This is a genomic window from Pandoraea oxalativorans, from assembly GCF_000972785.3.
In the GTDB taxonomy this organism is placed as follows: Bacteria; Pseudomonadota; Gammaproteobacteria; order Burkholderiales; family Burkholderiaceae; genus Pandoraea; species Pandoraea oxalativorans.
In genome coordinates this window covers 3,879,551-3,895,423 of the sequence record NZ_CP011253.3, presented here as the reverse complement: position 1 = coordinate 3,895,423, position 15,873 = coordinate 3,879,551, and the positions used below count along the sequence as shown (strand labels likewise).

11 protein-coding genes and 1 riboswitch are annotated in these 15,873 nt (G+C 63.7%); of the genes, 5 read left to right on the top strand and 6 right to left on the bottom strand.

The window, feature by feature from the left end; all coding sequences use genetic code 11:
* Nucleotides 1-55: 55 nt before the first annotated feature.
* A complete protein-coding gene (locus tag MB84_RS17100) occupies nucleotides 56-1,069 on the bottom strand; it encodes a class 1 fructose-bisphosphatase (protein ID WP_046292629.1) in 1,014 nt (337 codons plus the stop codon).
* A 159-nt stretch (nucleotides 1,070-1,228) separates the two neighbouring features.
* Nucleotides 1,229-2,512 carry an aspartate carbamoyltransferase gene (locus MB84_RS17095; protein WP_039402605.1) on the bottom strand — a complete coding sequence of 428 codons (1,284 nt, stop codon included), beginning with the start codon at nucleotides 2,510-2,512 and terminating at the stop codon, nucleotides 1,229-1,231.
* Nucleotides 2,513-2,719: 207 nt separating this feature from the next.
* Here MB84_RS17095 and MB84_RS17090 point away from each other — a divergent pair, with 207 nt between their 5' ends.
* From MB84_RS17090 to MB84_RS17075, 4 genes are all read left to right on the top strand, one after another.
* Nucleotides 2,720-3,568, top strand: a complete 849-nt coding sequence (locus tag MB84_RS17090; RefSeq protein WP_483825099.1) for a LysR family transcriptional regulator — start codon at nucleotides 2,720-2,722, stop codon at nucleotides 3,566-3,568.
* A gap of 110 nt (nucleotides 3,569-3,678) precedes the next feature.
* Nucleotides 3,679-5,637, top strand: coding sequence for an aconitase family protein (locus tag MB84_RS17085; RefSeq protein ID WP_046292627.1), 1,959 nt, complete (start codon nucleotides 3,679-3,681; stop codon nucleotides 5,635-5,637).
* A 295-nt stretch (nucleotides 5,638-5,932) separates the two neighbouring features.
* Nucleotides 5,933-7,351 (top strand): MFS transporter, encoded by a 1,419-nt coding sequence (locus tag MB84_RS17080; RefSeq protein ID WP_046292626.1) that lies wholly within the window; start codon nucleotides 5,933-5,935, stop codon nucleotides 7,349-7,351.
* A 323-nt stretch (nucleotides 7,352-7,674) separates the two neighbouring features.
* A complete protein-coding gene (locus tag MB84_RS17075) occupies nucleotides 7,675-8,271 on the top strand; it encodes a hypothetical protein (protein WP_046292625.1) in 597 nt (198 codons plus the stop codon).
* 36 nt (nucleotides 8,272-8,307) lie between these two features.
* On the opposite strand, the gene pepN is transcribed toward MB84_RS17075, so the two are convergent.
* Nucleotides 8,308-11,019 carry an aminopeptidase N gene (pepN, locus tag MB84_RS17070; RefSeq protein ID WP_046292624.1) on the bottom strand — a complete coding sequence of 904 codons (2,712 nt, stop codon included), beginning with the start codon at nucleotides 11,017-11,019 and terminating at the stop codon, nucleotides 8,308-8,310.
* Nucleotides 11,020-11,254: 235 nt separating this feature from the next.
* Here pepN and MB84_RS17065 point away from each other — a divergent pair, with 235 nt between their 5' ends.
* A complete protein-coding gene (locus MB84_RS17065; RefSeq protein ID WP_046292623.1) occupies nucleotides 11,255-11,863 on the top strand; it encodes a DUF4136 domain-containing protein in 609 nt (202 codons plus the stop codon).
* Between the two features lie 116 nt (nucleotides 11,864-11,979).
* Here the strand turns inward: MB84_RS17065 and MB84_RS17060 are convergent, their stop codons facing one another.
* From MB84_RS17060 to MB84_RS17050, 3 genes are all read right to left on the bottom strand, one after another.
* Entirely contained in the window at nucleotides 11,980-12,537 is a 558-nt protein-coding gene (locus tag MB84_RS17060) for a TMEM165/GDT1 family protein (protein ID WP_046293920.1), read from the bottom strand.
* Between the two features lie 13 nt (nucleotides 12,538-12,550).
* Nucleotides 12,551-12,735, bottom strand: a riboswitch (yybP-ykoY riboswitch).
* 286 nt (nucleotides 12,736-13,021) lie between these two features.
* Nucleotides 13,022-14,359 (bottom strand): guanine deaminase, encoded by a 1,338-nt coding sequence (gene guaD / locus MB84_RS17055; RefSeq protein WP_046292622.1) that lies wholly within the window; start codon nucleotides 14,357-14,359, stop codon nucleotides 13,022-13,024.
* A 19-nt stretch (nucleotides 14,360-14,378) separates the two neighbouring features.
* On the bottom strand, nucleotides 14,379-15,815 hold the full coding sequence (locus MB84_RS17050) for an NCS2 family permease (protein WP_245725393.1): 1,437 nt from the start codon (nucleotides 15,813-15,815) through the stop codon (nucleotides 14,379-14,381).
* Between the last annotated feature and the right edge of the window lie 58 nt (nucleotides 15,816-15,873).

The window sequence follows — 15,873 nt, the reverse complement described above, 5'->3', positions numbered from 1 at the left end:
AAATTTCACGACATCGCATCATCGTCGCGACGACGAAACCGCGTCCTCGCGTCGCTTACTTTTTGTCGGCTTCGTGGTGATAACCGGTCACCCGTTCGACTTCGTTCTTCGAGCCGAGGAACACCGCAACGCGCTCATGCAGCTTCTGCGGCTGAATGTCGAGAATGCGCTGCGTACCGTTCGTGGCAGCACCGCCCGCCTGCTCGACGAGGAAGCTCATCGGGTTGGCTTCGTACATGATGCGCAGCTTGCCTGGCTTGTCCGGATCGCGCTTGTCGGCCGGGTACATGAACACGCCGCCGCGCGTCAGAATGCGATGCACGTCCGCCACCATCGAGGCGATCCAGCGCATGTTGAAGTCCTTGCCGCGCACGCCTTCCTTGCCTTGCAGCAACTCGCCGATGTAACGCTGAACCGGCGGATACCAGTGACGCTCGTTCGACATGTTGATCGCGAATTCCTTGGTGTCTTCCGGAATGCGCATGCCTTCCTGCGTCAGCACCCACGAGCCCATATCGCGATCGAGCGTGAAGCAATTCACGCCATGACCCGTCGTGAGCACCAGCACCGTTTGCGGCCCGTACACCGCATAACCGGCCGCCACTTGCTGCGTACCCGGTTGAAGGAAGTCCTTCTCGGTCGGGTCCGTCACGCCTTCCGGGCAACGCAGCACCGAGAAGATCGTGCCGATCGACACGTTGACGTCGATGTTCGACGAACCGTCGAGCGGGTCGAACATCAGGAGGTATTCGCCCTGCGGATAGCGGTTCGGAATGTGGAAGACGTCTTCCATCTCTTCCGAGGCCATTGCCGCCAGATGGCCGCCCCATTCGTTCGCTTCGAGCATGATCTCGTTGGAAATCACGTCGAGCTTCTTCTGCACTTCGCCCTGCACGTTCTCGCTACCGGCGCTGCCTAGCACGCCACCGAGCGCGCCCTTGGACACGGCGTGGCTGATGGACTTGCACGCACGTGCGACGACTTCGATCAGCAAACGAAGCTCGGCAGGAATGTTGTTGAATTCCCGCTGCTGTTCGATCAGATATTGGGTAAGGGTCTTGCGCCGCATGTGGGCCTCCGGAAAAGCGAAAAAGCGTACATATCGAGATGCCCGCAATTTTACTCGTAAAGCGACACTGCCCCCGCGAAAAATCCCCGGGGGCAGTGCAGTATCGGCATCGTCCGACGAACGATTCGGATTTCTCCGACGCGTTCGTGGCGTGCGAAATCAGTCGAGACCGTCGAACAGCGCGTCGTCCGGACCGATGTGCGACGGCGAGCGCCAGGCGGCGTCGCGCATGCTGTGCTGTACTTGCTTGTCCACGCCGAGCAGGATCGCGAAGATCGCCATGCGTACCGGAATGCCGTTGTCCGTCTGACGGAAGATGGCCAGACGCGGATCGTGATTCAGGTCCGTCGACAGATCGTTGGCACCCGGGCGGCTGTCGCGCGGCAGCGGGTGCATGATGATCGTGCGGCTATCGCAATACTGGTTGATCAGCGCTTCGTTGATCTGGAAGTCCGGCGTGTAGCCTTCGATGGCCTCGTCGGCAAAGCGCTCTTTCTGGATGCGCGTCGCGTAGACCACGTCTGCACCGGCCAGATCGGCGAGCGAGTTGCTCTGCACGATGACGTGGCCGTTCTGCGAGATCTGGTCGAGAATGTACGTCGGCATTTCCAGCGACGGCGGCGAGATCAGCGTGAACTTCAGGCCACGATACAGCGCGAGCAGCTTGATGAGCGAGTGCACCGTGCGGCCGTAGCGCAGGTCGCCGACCATCGCCACGTGCGCGCCGTCGACCAGCTTGCCCAGACGCGAGAACTCGCGGCCGATGGTGTACAGATCGAGAATGGCCTGACTCGGGTGTTCGCCCGGGCCGTCGCCACCGTTGATGACGGGAATGTTCGTGGCGCGCGCGAATTCGGCGACCGAGCCCTTTTCCGGGTGACGCACGACGAGCGCGTCGACGTAACCGCTCATGACACGGCTCGTGTCGTAGATCGATTCGCCCTTGGCCATCGACGAGAACGTGAAGCCGGTCGTGTCGCACACCGAGCCGCCGAGGCGGCAGAAGGCGGAGCCGAAGCTCACGCGGGTGCGGGTGCTGGCTTCGAAGAACAGATTGCCGAGTACCGCGCCTTCGAGCACGCGCGAGATCTTCTGGCGGCGCGCGATCGGCTGCATGATGTCGGCAACGTGGAACAATTCTTCCAGCGAATCGCGCGAGAACTGGTCGACGGAGATCAGATGCGGCTTGCCGTCGAGGCCCATGCGTTCACGCAGCGGCTTGTGTGCGCTTTGCGTAGATTCCGCAGACGGCGCTTCGCGACCGAGAATTTCACCGACGAATTTCTCCACGATGCTCGGCATCGTGCGATATTCGCTGGAATCTTCGGGCAGCAGCCAGGTGTCGAGGGCGCGCCGACGAACGCCGATGCGCTCGGCGAAGGTGTCGCGGGTCATGTTCAGGCGACGCATCGCGTCGCGCAGGAAAGTCTGCTGTGCACTCATGGTCGGGTCGGCAGGAATGTGTACGCGATGCGTATAATAGGCGTCGATTCGTTGTTTGTCCAGCAAAAGACGTGCTCCTCGCGGGGCCGCGCCAGCCGGGCGTTTCCGGCATTTCCGGTGTATTGCCGTACGGGTATGGAAAACCTTCTCCGCAAGCTTGACCTCACTTCTTTGCGTCTTTTCGTGGCCGTCTGCCAGGAGCGGAGCATGGCGCGTGCCGCCGAGCGCGAGTTCATCGCGCCTTCGGCGATCAGTCGTCGCATTGCCGACATCGAAGCCATCGTGGGACTCCCTCTCATCCAGCGTCACCAGCGCGGCATCACCGTCACGCCGGTGGGCGAGACGGTGCGCCGTTACGCCGAACGTATTCTAGGCACGATCGAATCGCTGGGCGCCGAACTGTCCCAATTCCATGAGGGCGCGCGCGGCAGCGTGCGCATTGCGGCCAATCTGTCGGCCATCGTGCAGTTCCTGCCGGAAGATCTGGCGGCGTTCGGGCGTGTCTTCTCCGCGGTGGATGTCGAACTCGACGAACAGCACAGCAACGAAGTGCTGCAACGCGTGTCCGAGCGCGCGGTAGACGTCGGCATCTGCAATACCCTTGAGGGCATCGAGGCGTTCACGATGGTGCCGTACCGCCGCGACCGGCTCGCCGTGATCCTGCCCGCAGGGCATCCGCTCGCGGCGCGGACCGGCGACATCCCGTTTTCCGCGTGCGTCGGCGAGACGCTGGTGGGGCTTCAGGGCAATAGCGCGCTCACGCAGATGCTGCGTCAGCAGGCGAGTGCGGCGGGCGAGTCGCTGCGTATCAAGATCCGTGTCTCCAGCCTCGACGCCCTGTGCCGCATGGCGCACGCCGGACTGGGCATCGCCATCGCCCCCGAGCAGGTGGGGCAGTTGTACGTCGGCAAGCTCGATGTCGTGGTGCGTCCGCTTACCGACGAGTGGGCGCATCGTCAGCTCTGGCTGGTCTTTCCGTCGCGTGAGCAACTTAGTGCGACGGCGTCGGCCGTGGTGAATTTCCTCGCGCAAGGGCAGGGCGCGCAGACCCGCTAAGCCTCCGGGCGCCTGCGCCTTCCTTCGCCATCGGTCACGCCCGCCTTGCCCAGACGGCACGGCAGGGCGACGACCCGGCCGCTATGCTGTCTTCCGGAGGTTATTGCCGCATGGAAGACATCATTCGTTTCGACGGCCGCGTGCTGTTTCTGTCCGACGCCCCGGCCATCGTGCGCCGCCAGTTGTCGGGCGAGTCCGTCACGCGCGCCGAGGCGGGCGTGCTGCGCGACAACGTTTCAACGGACGAAATCACGCCTGTGACCGTCATGCTGACGTACGACGAGCGGCTCGGACGCTATCCGTACGTCGGTTTCAAAGCGGGAAACGAGATGCCTGTAGGCGAGCACGAGGTGCGTCGCGGCGGCTTTCAGGTCACCGTCGCAGGCAAGCGCTATGGCAAAGGCTCGTCGCGTGAGTCGAGTCCGCTGGCGGAGTTGTCGGCAGGTATCCGTCTGATTGTCGCCGAGAGCTTCGAGCGTATCTATCAGCAGAACTGCGACAACATCGGCGTTCTGACGACGACCGATTTCGGTGTGCTCGATCGCATTCTCGCGGGCGAAGCCATTCCCATTACCGAATTCCTCAAAGGGCGCGACGCCCTCACGCAGCAGATCATCCGTAGCGGCGGTCTGCTCGCGTACAGCAAGTTTGCACAGTGGCCTGCGCCGCTCGCGCATGACGACGCGGCGAAGGCACCCGCCCAGCCCCCGCGCACCCTCGTCGAAAAGATCATGGCACGCCGCCTGCATCCGGCCACGCCGGGGGCGGAGCACGGCGACGGTGTGTTCGTGCGTGTCGACTGGCGCTTCTCGCACGACTACTTCACGGGGATGTGCGCGCATCTGATGCATCGTGCGTTCGGCGAACCGGCGGCGCTGCACGATCCGGCGCGCATTATCGCGTTTCAGGACCATCTGGTCCTGGCGGCGCAGAGCGTCCCGCACGTCTCGCAAGGGTTGTTGCCCGGCGTCGCGAATCTGACCAGCGGTCATCGCGAGTTCGTCGCGCGCTACCCGGTACTGGCGCACGGGCAACTCGCAGACGACGGTGAACGCGGCGCCGACGGCATCTGCCACGCCCTCATGGCCGAGCGCTACGCGCTGCCCGGCCAGATCGTGATCGGCACCGACTCGCACACGCCGCATGCGGGCGCACTCGGCTGCCTCGCGTTCGGCGCAGGGGCTACGGACATCGCGAACAGTTGGGTGACGGGCTATGTGCGCTGCAAGGTGCCGCAGACGTTGCGCATCGAGATCGACGGCGACCTCGCGCCGGGTGTAACGGCCAAGGACATCGTGCTCCATCTGCTGCGCCTCGACGCCATCCGCAGCGGCGGCGCCATCGGCCTCGTCTTCGAATATGCGGGCAGCGCCGTGCAGGCCATGTCGGTCGACGAGCGCGCCACGCTGACCAATATGGTGGCGGAGCTGGGCGGCTTTACCGGCATCGTCGCACCGGATGAGAAAACGGTGGCATTCCTCAAAGAACGGCGGGGCATCGACTTCACGCTCGAACCGTGGATGACGAGCGACGTCGGCGCGCACTATCGCGACGTGATCCGCATCGACGCCGCCACGCTCACGCCGATGCTCGCGCGTCCGGGCGACCCCGGCAACGGCGTGGCGCTCGCCGAACTGGACGCCCCCGTCGTCATCGACATCGCCTACGGCGGCTCCTGCACCGCAGGCAAGCGCGACGACTTCGACGCCTATCACGACGTCCTCGCGTGGGGCGTCGCCCATGGACTGCGCGTCGCACAGGGGCGGTCGCTGTTCCTGCAATTCGGCACGATGGACGTGCGCGCCTATTGCGAAGCGCAAGGCTATCTGAAGACGTTCGAGGACGCGGGCGTGACGCTCATCATGCCCGGCTGCGGCGCGTGTGCGAACTGCGGACCGGGGCAATCGACGTCTTCCGATCAGGTCACGATCAGCGCGATCAATCGCAACTTTCCGGGGCGCTCGGGACCGGGCAGCGTCTGGCTCGCGAGTCCCTATACGGTCGCGGCGAGCGCACTGGCGGGGCGCATCGTCAGCTTCGACGAATTGAAAGCGACGGCATTGCAGTAACGCGCGTCGCGACGGTTTCGCTGCGTGCGATGCATGCCGCGGCACGGCGACGATTCGACACGATGTGCTGCGTACGGTCGCATCGGAAAGCGGCTGTGCCGTTGTTGGTGAACATCGCAATTTTTCGCGGTGCGTGGCAAAGGTGACTGGCGCGGTGTCATTCGTGGCACAATTTCGGCCTCGCGCCTGTCGATTCATGGTGTATCCGATGTCCGAAGAGACGTCGGACTGTGAGCAGTTCGGCCATGACCGAACGGGCCCGGAGACGATTTCCATGCCATCCCCCGACGTATCAATGCCTTCCATACCTCACGCCGCTCAAGCAACGACAGCGGCAACCCGCCTGAGCGCGGGCGACATTTCCGCCCGTCTCGACCGTCTGCCCCCGACCCGCACTGTCTGGAAACTGGTGGTGCTGCTTAGTCTCGGTTTCTTCTTCGAACTCTACGACCTGCTCTACACCGGCTACATCGCACCGGGGCTGGTGAAGAGCGGCATCCTCACGCCTACGACACCGGGCCTGTTCGGCACGACCGGTGTGGCGAGCTTTATCGCCGCGCTGTTCTCCGGCCTGTTCATCGGCACCATTGCGTGCGGCTTTCTCGCTGACCGCTTCGGGCGTCGCGCGGTGTTTACCGGCTCACTGCTCTGGTACACCGTCGCCAACGTCATCATGGCGTTTCAGGAGACGGCCACCGGCGTGAACTTCTGGCGCTTCGTGGTGGGCCTCGGCATCGGCGTGGAACTGGTGACGATCGGCACTTACATCGCGGAACTCGTACCCAAACAGATTCGCGGGCGTGCCTTTGCGTGCGAACAGGCCGTCGGTTTCACGGCGGTACCGGTCGTGGCGCTGCTGGCGTATTGGCTCGTGCCGCGCGAATTCCTCGGTCTGGAAGGCTGGCGCTGGGTGGTGCTCATCGGCGCGCACGGTGCGGTGTTCGTCTGGTGGATTCGCCGTGCCCTGCCGGAGAGCCCGCGCTGGCTGGCGCAGAAGGGGCGTCTGGATGAAGCGGAGCGGGTGCTCAGCGCGCTCGAAGCGAAGGTCGAACGCGAGTACGGCAGGCCGTTGCCCCCGCCGGGCGTGCCGGAGCCGGTCGTGCCCAAGAGCGCGTTTCGCGACATGTGGGTGCCGCCGTATCGCAAGCGCGCCATCATGATGATTCTGTTCAACATCTTCCAGACGGTCGGCTTCTACGGCTTTGCGAACTGGGTGCCGACGCTGCTGATCAAGCAGGGCATCACGGTGACGACGAGTCTCGCGTATTCGAGCGTGATCGCACTGGCCGCACCGGTCGGCCCGCTGATCGGGCTGTGGATGGCCGACAAGGTCGAGCGCAAGCACGCCATCGTGTGGACGGCCGGTATCGGCATCGTGTGCGGGATGGTGTTCTCGCAAGTCACGTCGTCGGTGATGCTGATCGCGATGGGCATTGGCCTGACGCTCGCGAACAACATCATGTCGTACAGCTATCACGCGTATCAGACGGAGTTATTCCCCACGGGCATTCGCGCGCGGGCGGTGGGTTTCGTCTATTCGTGGAGCCGCTTCTCGGCGATTTTTACGGCGTTTCTGATTGCGTCGGTGCTGCGCAATTTCGGCGTGACCGGTGTGTTCGCGTTCATCTCGTGCGCCATGCTGATCGTCATGCTCGTGATCGGCCTGATGGGACCGCGCACGAAGGACATCGCGCTGGAGAAGATTTCGCAGTAAATCGTGCCTCACGCTGACGAGGGCGATTCCCCATCCCTTCGTCGTGCGAGCGCTCACCGCAACCGGAGATCCCGATCATGGCGGACTTGCAAACCGAAGCGGCCTACCAGGCCAATGCCGAACGCTTGGGAAGGGACGGCGCGACGCCGCACCTGTCAGGGTTGACAGGTGCGCAAATGCATTTCGTCGCCTAGACTGCGCTCCAAATGGCGCGCATCCATCAGCACCGTGAGAGATGGCAACTTGCGCGCCTATGCGGGTGACAGCGGGACACGCTCGCGGCAACGACTCGGAATTGCAGAGCAGAAGTCGGGAGGTAGCGCATGGAAGAGTTCATTCTCCTTTCGCGCGGTGATCTCGTGCCGCCAGTTTCCGTCGACAGCCGCTATCCAAGGGTGATGATCGACGAGCAGGGCGCGCCCGAACGCGCGGCATTGCACTACGACGGTTGCATGAAGTCGTGGTGCTACGACGGCGAGGAAAAGCGGCGCTTTCTGCCTGTCGACGTGCGTCTGGATGTCGTGGAGGGCTCGCCCCACTGGTGGAGCGTGCGCGCGGAAGTTCGCTCGCCGGTCGCCTCTCACGCGGCGTTCGACGAGTCGCTGCGCCTCACGTTTCACTCGCACCTGCCCAACGGCACCTACGAGATCGAGAGTCCACCGGACGCCGACGTGATGATGATCTATCAACTCACGTTTCGCGATCCGCCCGCCTACCCGGGGCAAGACGTGCACATCACCGTTAGTGCGATGAGCGGCAAGGTGAAATTATGCAACGATCCCGCCAACTTTCTCATGGGCGGGACGTTCGAGGATGTGATGATTCCCGTGCCGGCGCTGCGGCCGTTGATCGGTGCGGGGCCGCGCTGGCCATACAAGCTTCGCCTGACCTGCGGATACTTCGAAGTCATGCGGCCGTGACGGCGATCGCCCTCGGCCGCATGCCTTTGACATCGATCAGGCGAGCGCCTTTTCGACGATCTCGCGCACGTCTTTCGACAGCGCCTGATGCTGCGCCACTTGCTGCAAGGCGTCACGCATGCGCTCGCGCAGCGTCGGCGTGTACTTGCGCCAGCGGTCGAGCACGCGCGCCAGTCGTGCGGCGACCTGCGGGTTGAGCGCGTCGAGCGCCAGCACCTGCTCGGCCCAGAACCGATAGCCCGAACCGTCGGTGGCGTGGAACTGCGCCGGATTGCCGCTGCAGAAGCTGAAGATCAGCGAGCGGGCGCGGTTCGGCTTCTTCAGCGTGAAGGCCGGATGCCCCATCAGCGCACGCACCGCATCGATCACACAGTGGCTGCCGTCGCCGCGCTGCATCGCCTGAAGTGCAAACCACTTGTCGATGGCGAGCGGCTCGTTCTCGAAGCGTTGATAAAAGTCCACGAGCGCTTCGGCGGCGTGGTTCGTACCATGCGTGGCGTCGCCTTCACGTGCCGCACCGCCGCGTTGCACCAGCGCGGTGAGTGCGGAGAAGCGGTCGGTCATGTTATCGGCCGTGTCGTATTGCGTGCGGGCGGTTTGCGCCACACCTGCGTCCGACAGTTCCATCAGATACGACAGGGCAAGGTTCTTCAGCGCACGCTCACCCGCCGATGCGGCGTCGGGCTGATACGGGCCCGGCACACGATGGTTGTGATATGCCGCGAGCCATTCCGTATGCAGCGATGCGGCCAGACGTTGACGCAGATACTGACGCGCGGCATGAATGGCGGCCGGATCGATCTCCGTCATCTGTTCGCCGAGATACGACTCAGCGGGCAGCGTCAGCGCCTGCGCGCGGAACGCCGGATCGAGCGTTTCGTCGCGCAGCACCTGGCGGAAGGCCTCGAGCACATAGCTGTCCACGCTCGGCAACTGGCCCATCTGAATCGATTCGACGAGGGCGAGCAACTGACGCGTCGCCAGACGCTGCCCGGCTTCCCATCGATTGAACGGATCGCTGTCGTGCGCCATCAGGAACGCGAGTTCGTCGATGGTGTACTCGTGTTCGACGATCACCGGTGCCGAGAAGCCGCGCAGCAGCGACGGCATCGGCGTGTGGGCGACGTCGACAAAGGTGAAGCTTTGACGCTCCTGCGTGAAGTCGAGCACGCGCGTGGTGGACGCAGGTGCGTCGGCAGCTTCACCGTCGAGGCGCAGCACCATGTCGCGGCCGTCGCGATCGAGCAGACCCACAGCGAACGGAATGTGGAACGGTTGCTTGACGAGCGTTTCGTCGTGCAACTCGACGCCGACCTTCGGGCAGCGTTGCGTCAGCGTGAGCGTGTACGTGCGGGCGGCTTCGTCGTAGACGGCATCGACCGTCACACGCGGCGTACCGGCCTGGCTGTACCAGCGGCCGAATTGCGTGAGGTCGCGCTGGTTGGCGTCGGCCATCGCGGCGCGGAAGTCGTCGCACGTGACGGCCTGCCCGTCGTGACGCTCGAAGTACAGATCCATGCCGCGACGGAAGCCGTCACGGCCGAGTAACGTCTGATACATGCGCACGACTTCGGCGCCCTTCTCGTAGACGGTGACCGTATAGAAGTTGTTGATTTCGACGTAGCTCTCGGGGCGTACCGGGTGCGCCATCGGACCGGCGTCTTCCGGGAACTGCGCCTGATGCAGCACGCGCACGTCGTCGATGCGCTTCACGGCGCGTCCCGACTCGGAGCCCATCATGTCGGCGGAGAATTCCTGATCGCGGAACACCGTCAGGCCTTCCTTGAGGCTCAACTGGAACCAGTCGCGGCAGGTCACGCGGTTGCCGGTCCAGTTGTGGAAATACTCGTGACCCACCACCGCTTCGATGTTGCCGAAGTCGTCGTCCGTCGCCGTTGCGGCATCGGCCAGCACATACTTCGTGTTGAAGATGTTCAGCCCCTTGTTCTCCATCGCGCCCATGTTGAAGTCGCTCACGGCGACGATCATGAAGCGATCGAGATCGAGCACGCGGCCGAAACGCGACTCGTCCCAGCGGATCGAGTTGACGAGCGAATGCATGGCGTGTTCGGTCTTGTCCAGATCCTGCGGCTGCACCCAGACCTGAAGGAGCTTTTCGCGGCCGTCGCCAGCGACGATGCGTTCCTCACGGCAAACCAGACGTCCGGCGACCAGCGCGAACAGATAGCTCGGCTTCTTGAACGGATCGTCCCAGACGGCGAAATGGCGTCCGTCCGGCAGATCGCCCTTATCGATCAGATTGCCGTTGGCAAGCAGCACCGGATACGTCTCGCGCTCGGCACGCAACGTGACGGTGTACGTCGCCATTACATCGGGACGGTCGAGGACGTAGGTGATCTTGCGGAAGCCCTCGGCTTCGCATTGCGTGAAGAAGTTGCCGCCGGAAACGTACAGCCCCATGAGCGACGTGTTCTCTTGCGGACGGCAGCGGGTGACCAGCGTGAGTTCGAACGTTTCGGGCGGTGCAACGACGGTGAGCGTTTCTTCGCCGGTGCGGTAGCCGGACCACGGCTTGCCGTCGATCTCGATGCTGACCAGTTGCAGGCCCTGGCCCACCAGTTCGAGATCGGCGCCGGCGCCGGCCGGATTGCGGTGGATGCGCAATCGGCTGGTCACGGTGGTCACGTCGGGGGCGAGGTCGAAGTCGAGTTGGACGGTGTCGATCAGATACGCCGGGGGCGTATAGTCGGAACGTTCGATGACACCTGCGAGGTCGGTTCTGAGCATGGACGGTTATGTGCGGACGGCCAGGGATTCACAAATTGTAACGGAGTGGCGCGCGCTTAGTGTCCGAGCTGTTAATTTGCCGAATTTTCGTTCGACGCAACCGTCAAACGATTCGGATGTGCGCGAGATGCCGTCCTATGCTTAAATCGTCGCAAGATAATGACCAGTCAGGCTGATGAGGCGCGGCAGTGCTGAGGCGCCTTACAGCAGGTTTCGGAATCGGGAGTCCTGAATCATGTGGAAACGATGGGGAATGGCGACGTTGGCCGTCGCCAGCGTGTTGCTGGCCGGATGCGCCAGCACGGTGACCAGTCAGGTCACGGCGTTCGGCACTTCGCCGGGCTTCGAGGGGCCGCGCACCTATGCGTTCACGCGCACCCCCGAGCAGCAGAACAATCAGGAGCATGCAACGTACGAGCAGTGGCTGCGTACGCGTCTCGCGGGGGACGGTTTCAGTGAGCAAAGTCCATCGAGCGCGCACTATCTGATCGGCATGTCCTACGGCATTACGCAGCAGGTGATGCGCGTGACGGAACCGGCCTATGACCCGATGTTCGCCCCCGGTCCGTGGGGCCCGTGGGGACGGCCGTGGGGCTGGTACGGTTATCCCTACGGTGGGCCGCCGGCGTACGTCCAGCGCGATTACCCGTACGGTCTGGCTGGATTGCAACTGCGCTTCACGGATCGTCCCACGGGCAAGGAGGTGTATCGCGTGCAGGCCGAGACGAGCGATGCCGGAACGTCGATGGCCTCCGCGATGCCGTTCCTGATCGATGCGGCGCTCAAACAACTGCCGTTCCCGAGCGGGCGAACCGTCAACGTCCAGCAGAAAGTCGGGCAGTGATGTGCCGACGGATGTGAGGGATACAAGAAAAGACCGGCCGATCCCAGGCCGGTCTTTTTCGTTGATCGCCATTATCGCGTCGTGACGCGTCGTGACGCGCTGTGATTGCGCAGTGCTTACTGTATCAGCGTGATGATGCCGAGCACGAGGAAGATCACGGCCGCCACGGCATGCACGGCGCGGGTCGGCAAGCGTCCCGAGAACTTGTGGCCGACGAGTACGGCAGGCACGTTCGCGAGCATCATGCCGAGCGTCGTGCCCGCCACGACACCGAAGAAGTCCTGATAGCGCGCGGCGAGCATCACCGTTGCGATTTGCGTCTTGTCGCCCATTTCGGCAATGAAGAACGTGATGACGGTCGAGACGAACACGCCGAACTTGCGACGCGTGTTGGTCTCTTCGTCGTCGAGCTTGTCGGGGATGAGAATCCAGATCGCCATGCCGATGAAGGAGGCCACGACGGCCCATTTCATGATGGTGGGACTGATGGCCGTCGACAGCCATTCGCCGACCGCCCCGGCAAAGCCGTGATTGACGAGCGTGGCGACGAAAATGCCGAGAATGATCGGTACGGGCTTCTTGAAGCGCGCAGCGAGCACAAGGGACAACAATTGGGTTTTATCGCCGATTTCGGCAAGCGCGACCACACCGGTCGATACGAGGAATGGGGACACCTTATTTTTCTCCGCCGGGCCGTGTACATGCGAGCCAATGACAATGCATCCCGGCCCGGGTGGCGGAAGCATCGTCATCGGTCTCGCCAGGCCCGAGGGCTGCGCACGCCATAGCCGGAACCGGCCAAGTCTGTTGACGTACGCCCCTGCCGAAGACTGATGTCTATGACAGGGCGGCTACTCCCCAATGAATCGAAGCGGATTATAGCATCGGCGCAGGGCGATCGCGCAAGCGACGTTTGCGTGACATCGCGGCCAACGGCGACGCCATTGCAAAAAGCAAAAAAGGGCAGCCACTGGCTGCCCAAGGAGATCCCCGACCGTTTGCCCCTTGCGCACGGTCGGCGACTACGAGGGCGCGTGCGCCGCCAGAGCGACGACGCCCACGTCCTCGTGTAAGAGATCGGGCCTGCGGCATGCACTAACAGACCGGATCGGTGCAACGACTGCGATCAGTGCATCGGGCGCTCAGGTGGTCAGGTGGTCAGGCGGCCACGCGGCGATGGACCGGCTTGCCTGCGGCATACGTCGTGGCAATCGCGCGATCGTCGCCGAGCATGGCGAACGCAAACAGCAACTCTTCGAGCGATTCGACCAGCGCCGTACGACGCGCGAGCAACGGCGTCGCCTTCGGATCGAGCACTACGAAGTCGGCCTCGGCGCCCACGGCGAGCGTGCCGATGGTGCCGTGCAGATCCAGCGCGTGCGCGGCGCCCTCGGTCGCGAGGTAGAACATGCGTTCGGCCGAGAGGTGATAGCCCGACAGACGCGCGACCTTGTGCGCTTCGTTCATCGTCTGCAACATCGAGAACGTGGAGCCGCCGCCCACGTCGGTCGCGAGCGTGACCGGCATGCGCGTCGCTTCGGCGGCGGCAAAGTCGAACAGGCCGCTGCCGAGGAACTGGTTGGACGTCGGGCAATGCGCGGCCACCGTTCCCGTCTCGAACATACGGCGGCGATCGTGCTCGTCGAGCCAGATGCAGTGACCGTACACGGCGCGCTTGCGCAGCAGCTTGTAGTGATCGTAGACGTCGAGATAGCTGCGGTGTCCGGGGAACAGCGAGCGCACCCATTCGACTTCGTCGGTGTTCTCGGCGACATGGCTCTGGATGAACACGTCCTCATACTGCTCGGCGAGTTCGCCGCAAACGCCCAACTGCGCCTCGGTCGAGGTCGGCGCGAAGCGCGGCGTGAGCGCATACAACTGACGCCCCTTGTTGTGCCAGCGCTGAATCAGCGCTTCGCTGTCGCGTGCGCCGGCCTCGGCCGTGTCGCGCAGGAACTCGGGGCAGTTGCGATCCATCATCACCTTGCCCGCGATCATGCGCAGGTCGCGCGAATCGCTTTCCTTGAAGAACGCGTCGGCCGAGCCCGGGTGCACCGTGCAGTACACCAATGCGCTCGTGGTGCCGCCGCGCAGCAGTTCGTCGAGGAAGAACTGCGCAACGTCTGCCGCATATTCCGGATTCTCGAAACGGCGCTCGGTCGGAAACGTGTACTTCTCGAGCCAGGGCAACAGCCCCGGCGCGGGCGACGCGATCATGTCCGTCTGCGGATAGTGAATGTGCGTGTCGATGAAGCCGGGTGTGACGACCTTGTCGCGCAGGTCCTCGATGGGCGTCCCGGCGGGCAGCGTCGGTGCGACCCTGGCGTAATCGCCAACGGCCGTGATGCGGCCGTTCTCGAACGCGACGATCCCGTCCGCGTGGTGCACGGTGCCGGGCGTGCCGTCGAGATAGGCGCGCGCAGAATCGTGCGTGAAGTAGACCAGTTGCGCGCGGACGGCGCGCAGGGCCTGCGGCGTCGTGTGTGTGGTGGACATTAGCGGGGTCCTTGTGTCGTTACATTTGCGTGAGCAGCAGCACTGCGAGCGCGGCGACGATCCACATCGCAGGCTTGATTTCCTTGACGCGTCCCGTGAATAGTTTGAGGACGACGAAGGCGAGGAAACTGTAGGCGATGCCGTCGGTAATCGAATACGAAATCGGAATCATCACGAGCGCGATGAAACTCGGGATGGCTTCGTCCATGCGATGCCATTCGATGCGCGCCACAGATTCCATCATAAACACACCGACGAGAATCAGCGCCGGGGCCGTGGCGATGGCGGGCACGAGCGAGAGCATCGGCGACAGGAACAGGAACGGCAGGAACAGCAGCGCGCAGACGACAGCGGTCAGGCCGGTGCGCCCGCCCTGTGCGATGCCCGCCGCCGACTCGATGTAGGCGTTGGCCGGGCTCGTGCCGAGCGGGCCGGAGATCAGCACCGAGAACGAGTCGACGATCATCGCCTGACGCATATTGCGCGGATTGCCGTCGCGATCCTTCATATTGCCCGCTTCGGCAATGCTCATGAAGGTCGAGAGGGTATCAAAGAACGCGGTGAAGAGCATCACGAAGATGAAGGGCATATACGCCACCTTCAGCGCGCCCAGCAAGTCGAGCTGGCCGATGCCGGAGAAGTCCGGTGCGGCGAAGAAGCCCTGAAAGTTCACCAGCGTGGCCGTCGCGATTTCCTTGGGGAAATAGCCGCTGCCGTCACCCCAGAGGCGACCGATGGGCACGGCCATGAGGGTGGTGACGACGATACCGATCATCAGCGCGCCGTTCACGCGGCGTGCGACGAGCACGGTCGTGAGCGCAAGGCCGATGAGGAACGTGACGGTCGGCGGCGACAGGTGCGCCAGGCGCACGACCGTGACCGGGTCGCTGACCACGAGCTTCGCGTTGACCAGACCGATCACCGTAATGAACAGACCGATGCCGCACGAGATCGCGTAGCGCAGGTTCGCAGGAATGGCTTCGACGACGAAGCGCCGCACGTTGAGCGCGGCGAGCAGCGCGAAGAGGATCCCTGACCAGAACACGCAGCCCAGCGCTGTCTGCCAGGGCATGCCCACGCCGTGCACCATCGTGAAGGCGAACAGGGCGTTCAGGCCCATGCCCGGCGCGACCAGTACCGGGTTGCGCGCGTAGAGTCCCATCGCACAGCTGCCGAAGAAGCTGATGAGCACGGTCGCGGTGAGTGCCGCAGGGAAGGCCATGCCCGTCTTCGACAGAATGGCCGGGTTCACGACGATGATGTACATCGCCGCGAGGAAAGTCGTGATACCCGCTATCACTTCGGTGCGGAACGTGGAGCCGAGCGCGGTGATACCGAAATAGCGATCGAGTGTCGACGTCGGCTGCGCGCCCGCCACGCGCGTGTTGCCGTGTGCCGCATCCGGCGCTGCATCGATTGCGACATTACTCGCCGGGGGGCTGAGCGATGAGTCCATGGGGTGTTGTCTCCGATATTTTCTGTGTGATGAGCGCCCGGCGTTGCGCGGTGTGGGG

What these genes read in the sequence shown, in the direction of transcription:
- guaD (WP_046292622.1), bottom strand. Translation starts at nt 14,359, where the DNA reads ATGTCCACCACACACACGACGCCGCAGGCCCTGCGCGCCGTCCGCGCG.
- MB84_RS17100 (WP_046292629.1), bottom strand. Translation starts at nt 1,069, where the DNA reads ATGCGGCGCAAGACCCTTACCCAATATCTGATCGAACAGCAGCGGGAA.
- MB84_RS17050 (WP_245725393.1), bottom strand. Translation starts at nt 15,815, where the DNA reads ATGGACTCATCGCTCAGCCCCCCGGCGAGTAATGTCGCAATCGATGCA.
- MB84_RS17095 (WP_039402605.1), bottom strand. Translation starts at nt 2,512, where the DNA reads ATGAGTGCACAGCAGACTTTCCTGCGCGACGCGATGCGTCGCCTGAAC.
- MB84_RS17085 (WP_046292627.1), top strand. Translation starts at nt 3,679, where the DNA reads ATGGAAGACATCATTCGTTTCGACGGCCGCGTGCTGTTTCTGTCCGAC.
- MB84_RS17080 (WP_046292626.1), top strand. Translation starts at nt 5,933, where the DNA reads ATGCCTTCCATACCTCACGCCGCTCAAGCAACGACAGCGGCAACCCGC.
- MB84_RS17075 (WP_046292625.1), top strand. Translation starts at nt 7,675, where the DNA reads ATGGAAGAGTTCATTCTCCTTTCGCGCGGTGATCTCGTGCCGCCAGTT.
- MB84_RS17090 (WP_483825099.1), top strand. Translation starts at nt 2,720, where the DNA reads ATGGCGCGTGCCGCCGAGCGCGAGTTCATCGCGCCTTCGGCGATCAGT.
- pepN (WP_046292624.1), bottom strand. Translation starts at nt 11,019, where the DNA reads ATGCTCAGAACCGACCTCGCAGGTGTCATCGAACGTTCCGACTATACG.
- MB84_RS17065 (WP_046292623.1), top strand. Translation starts at nt 11,255, where the DNA reads ATGTGGAAACGATGGGGAATGGCGACGTTGGCCGTCGCCAGCGTGTTG.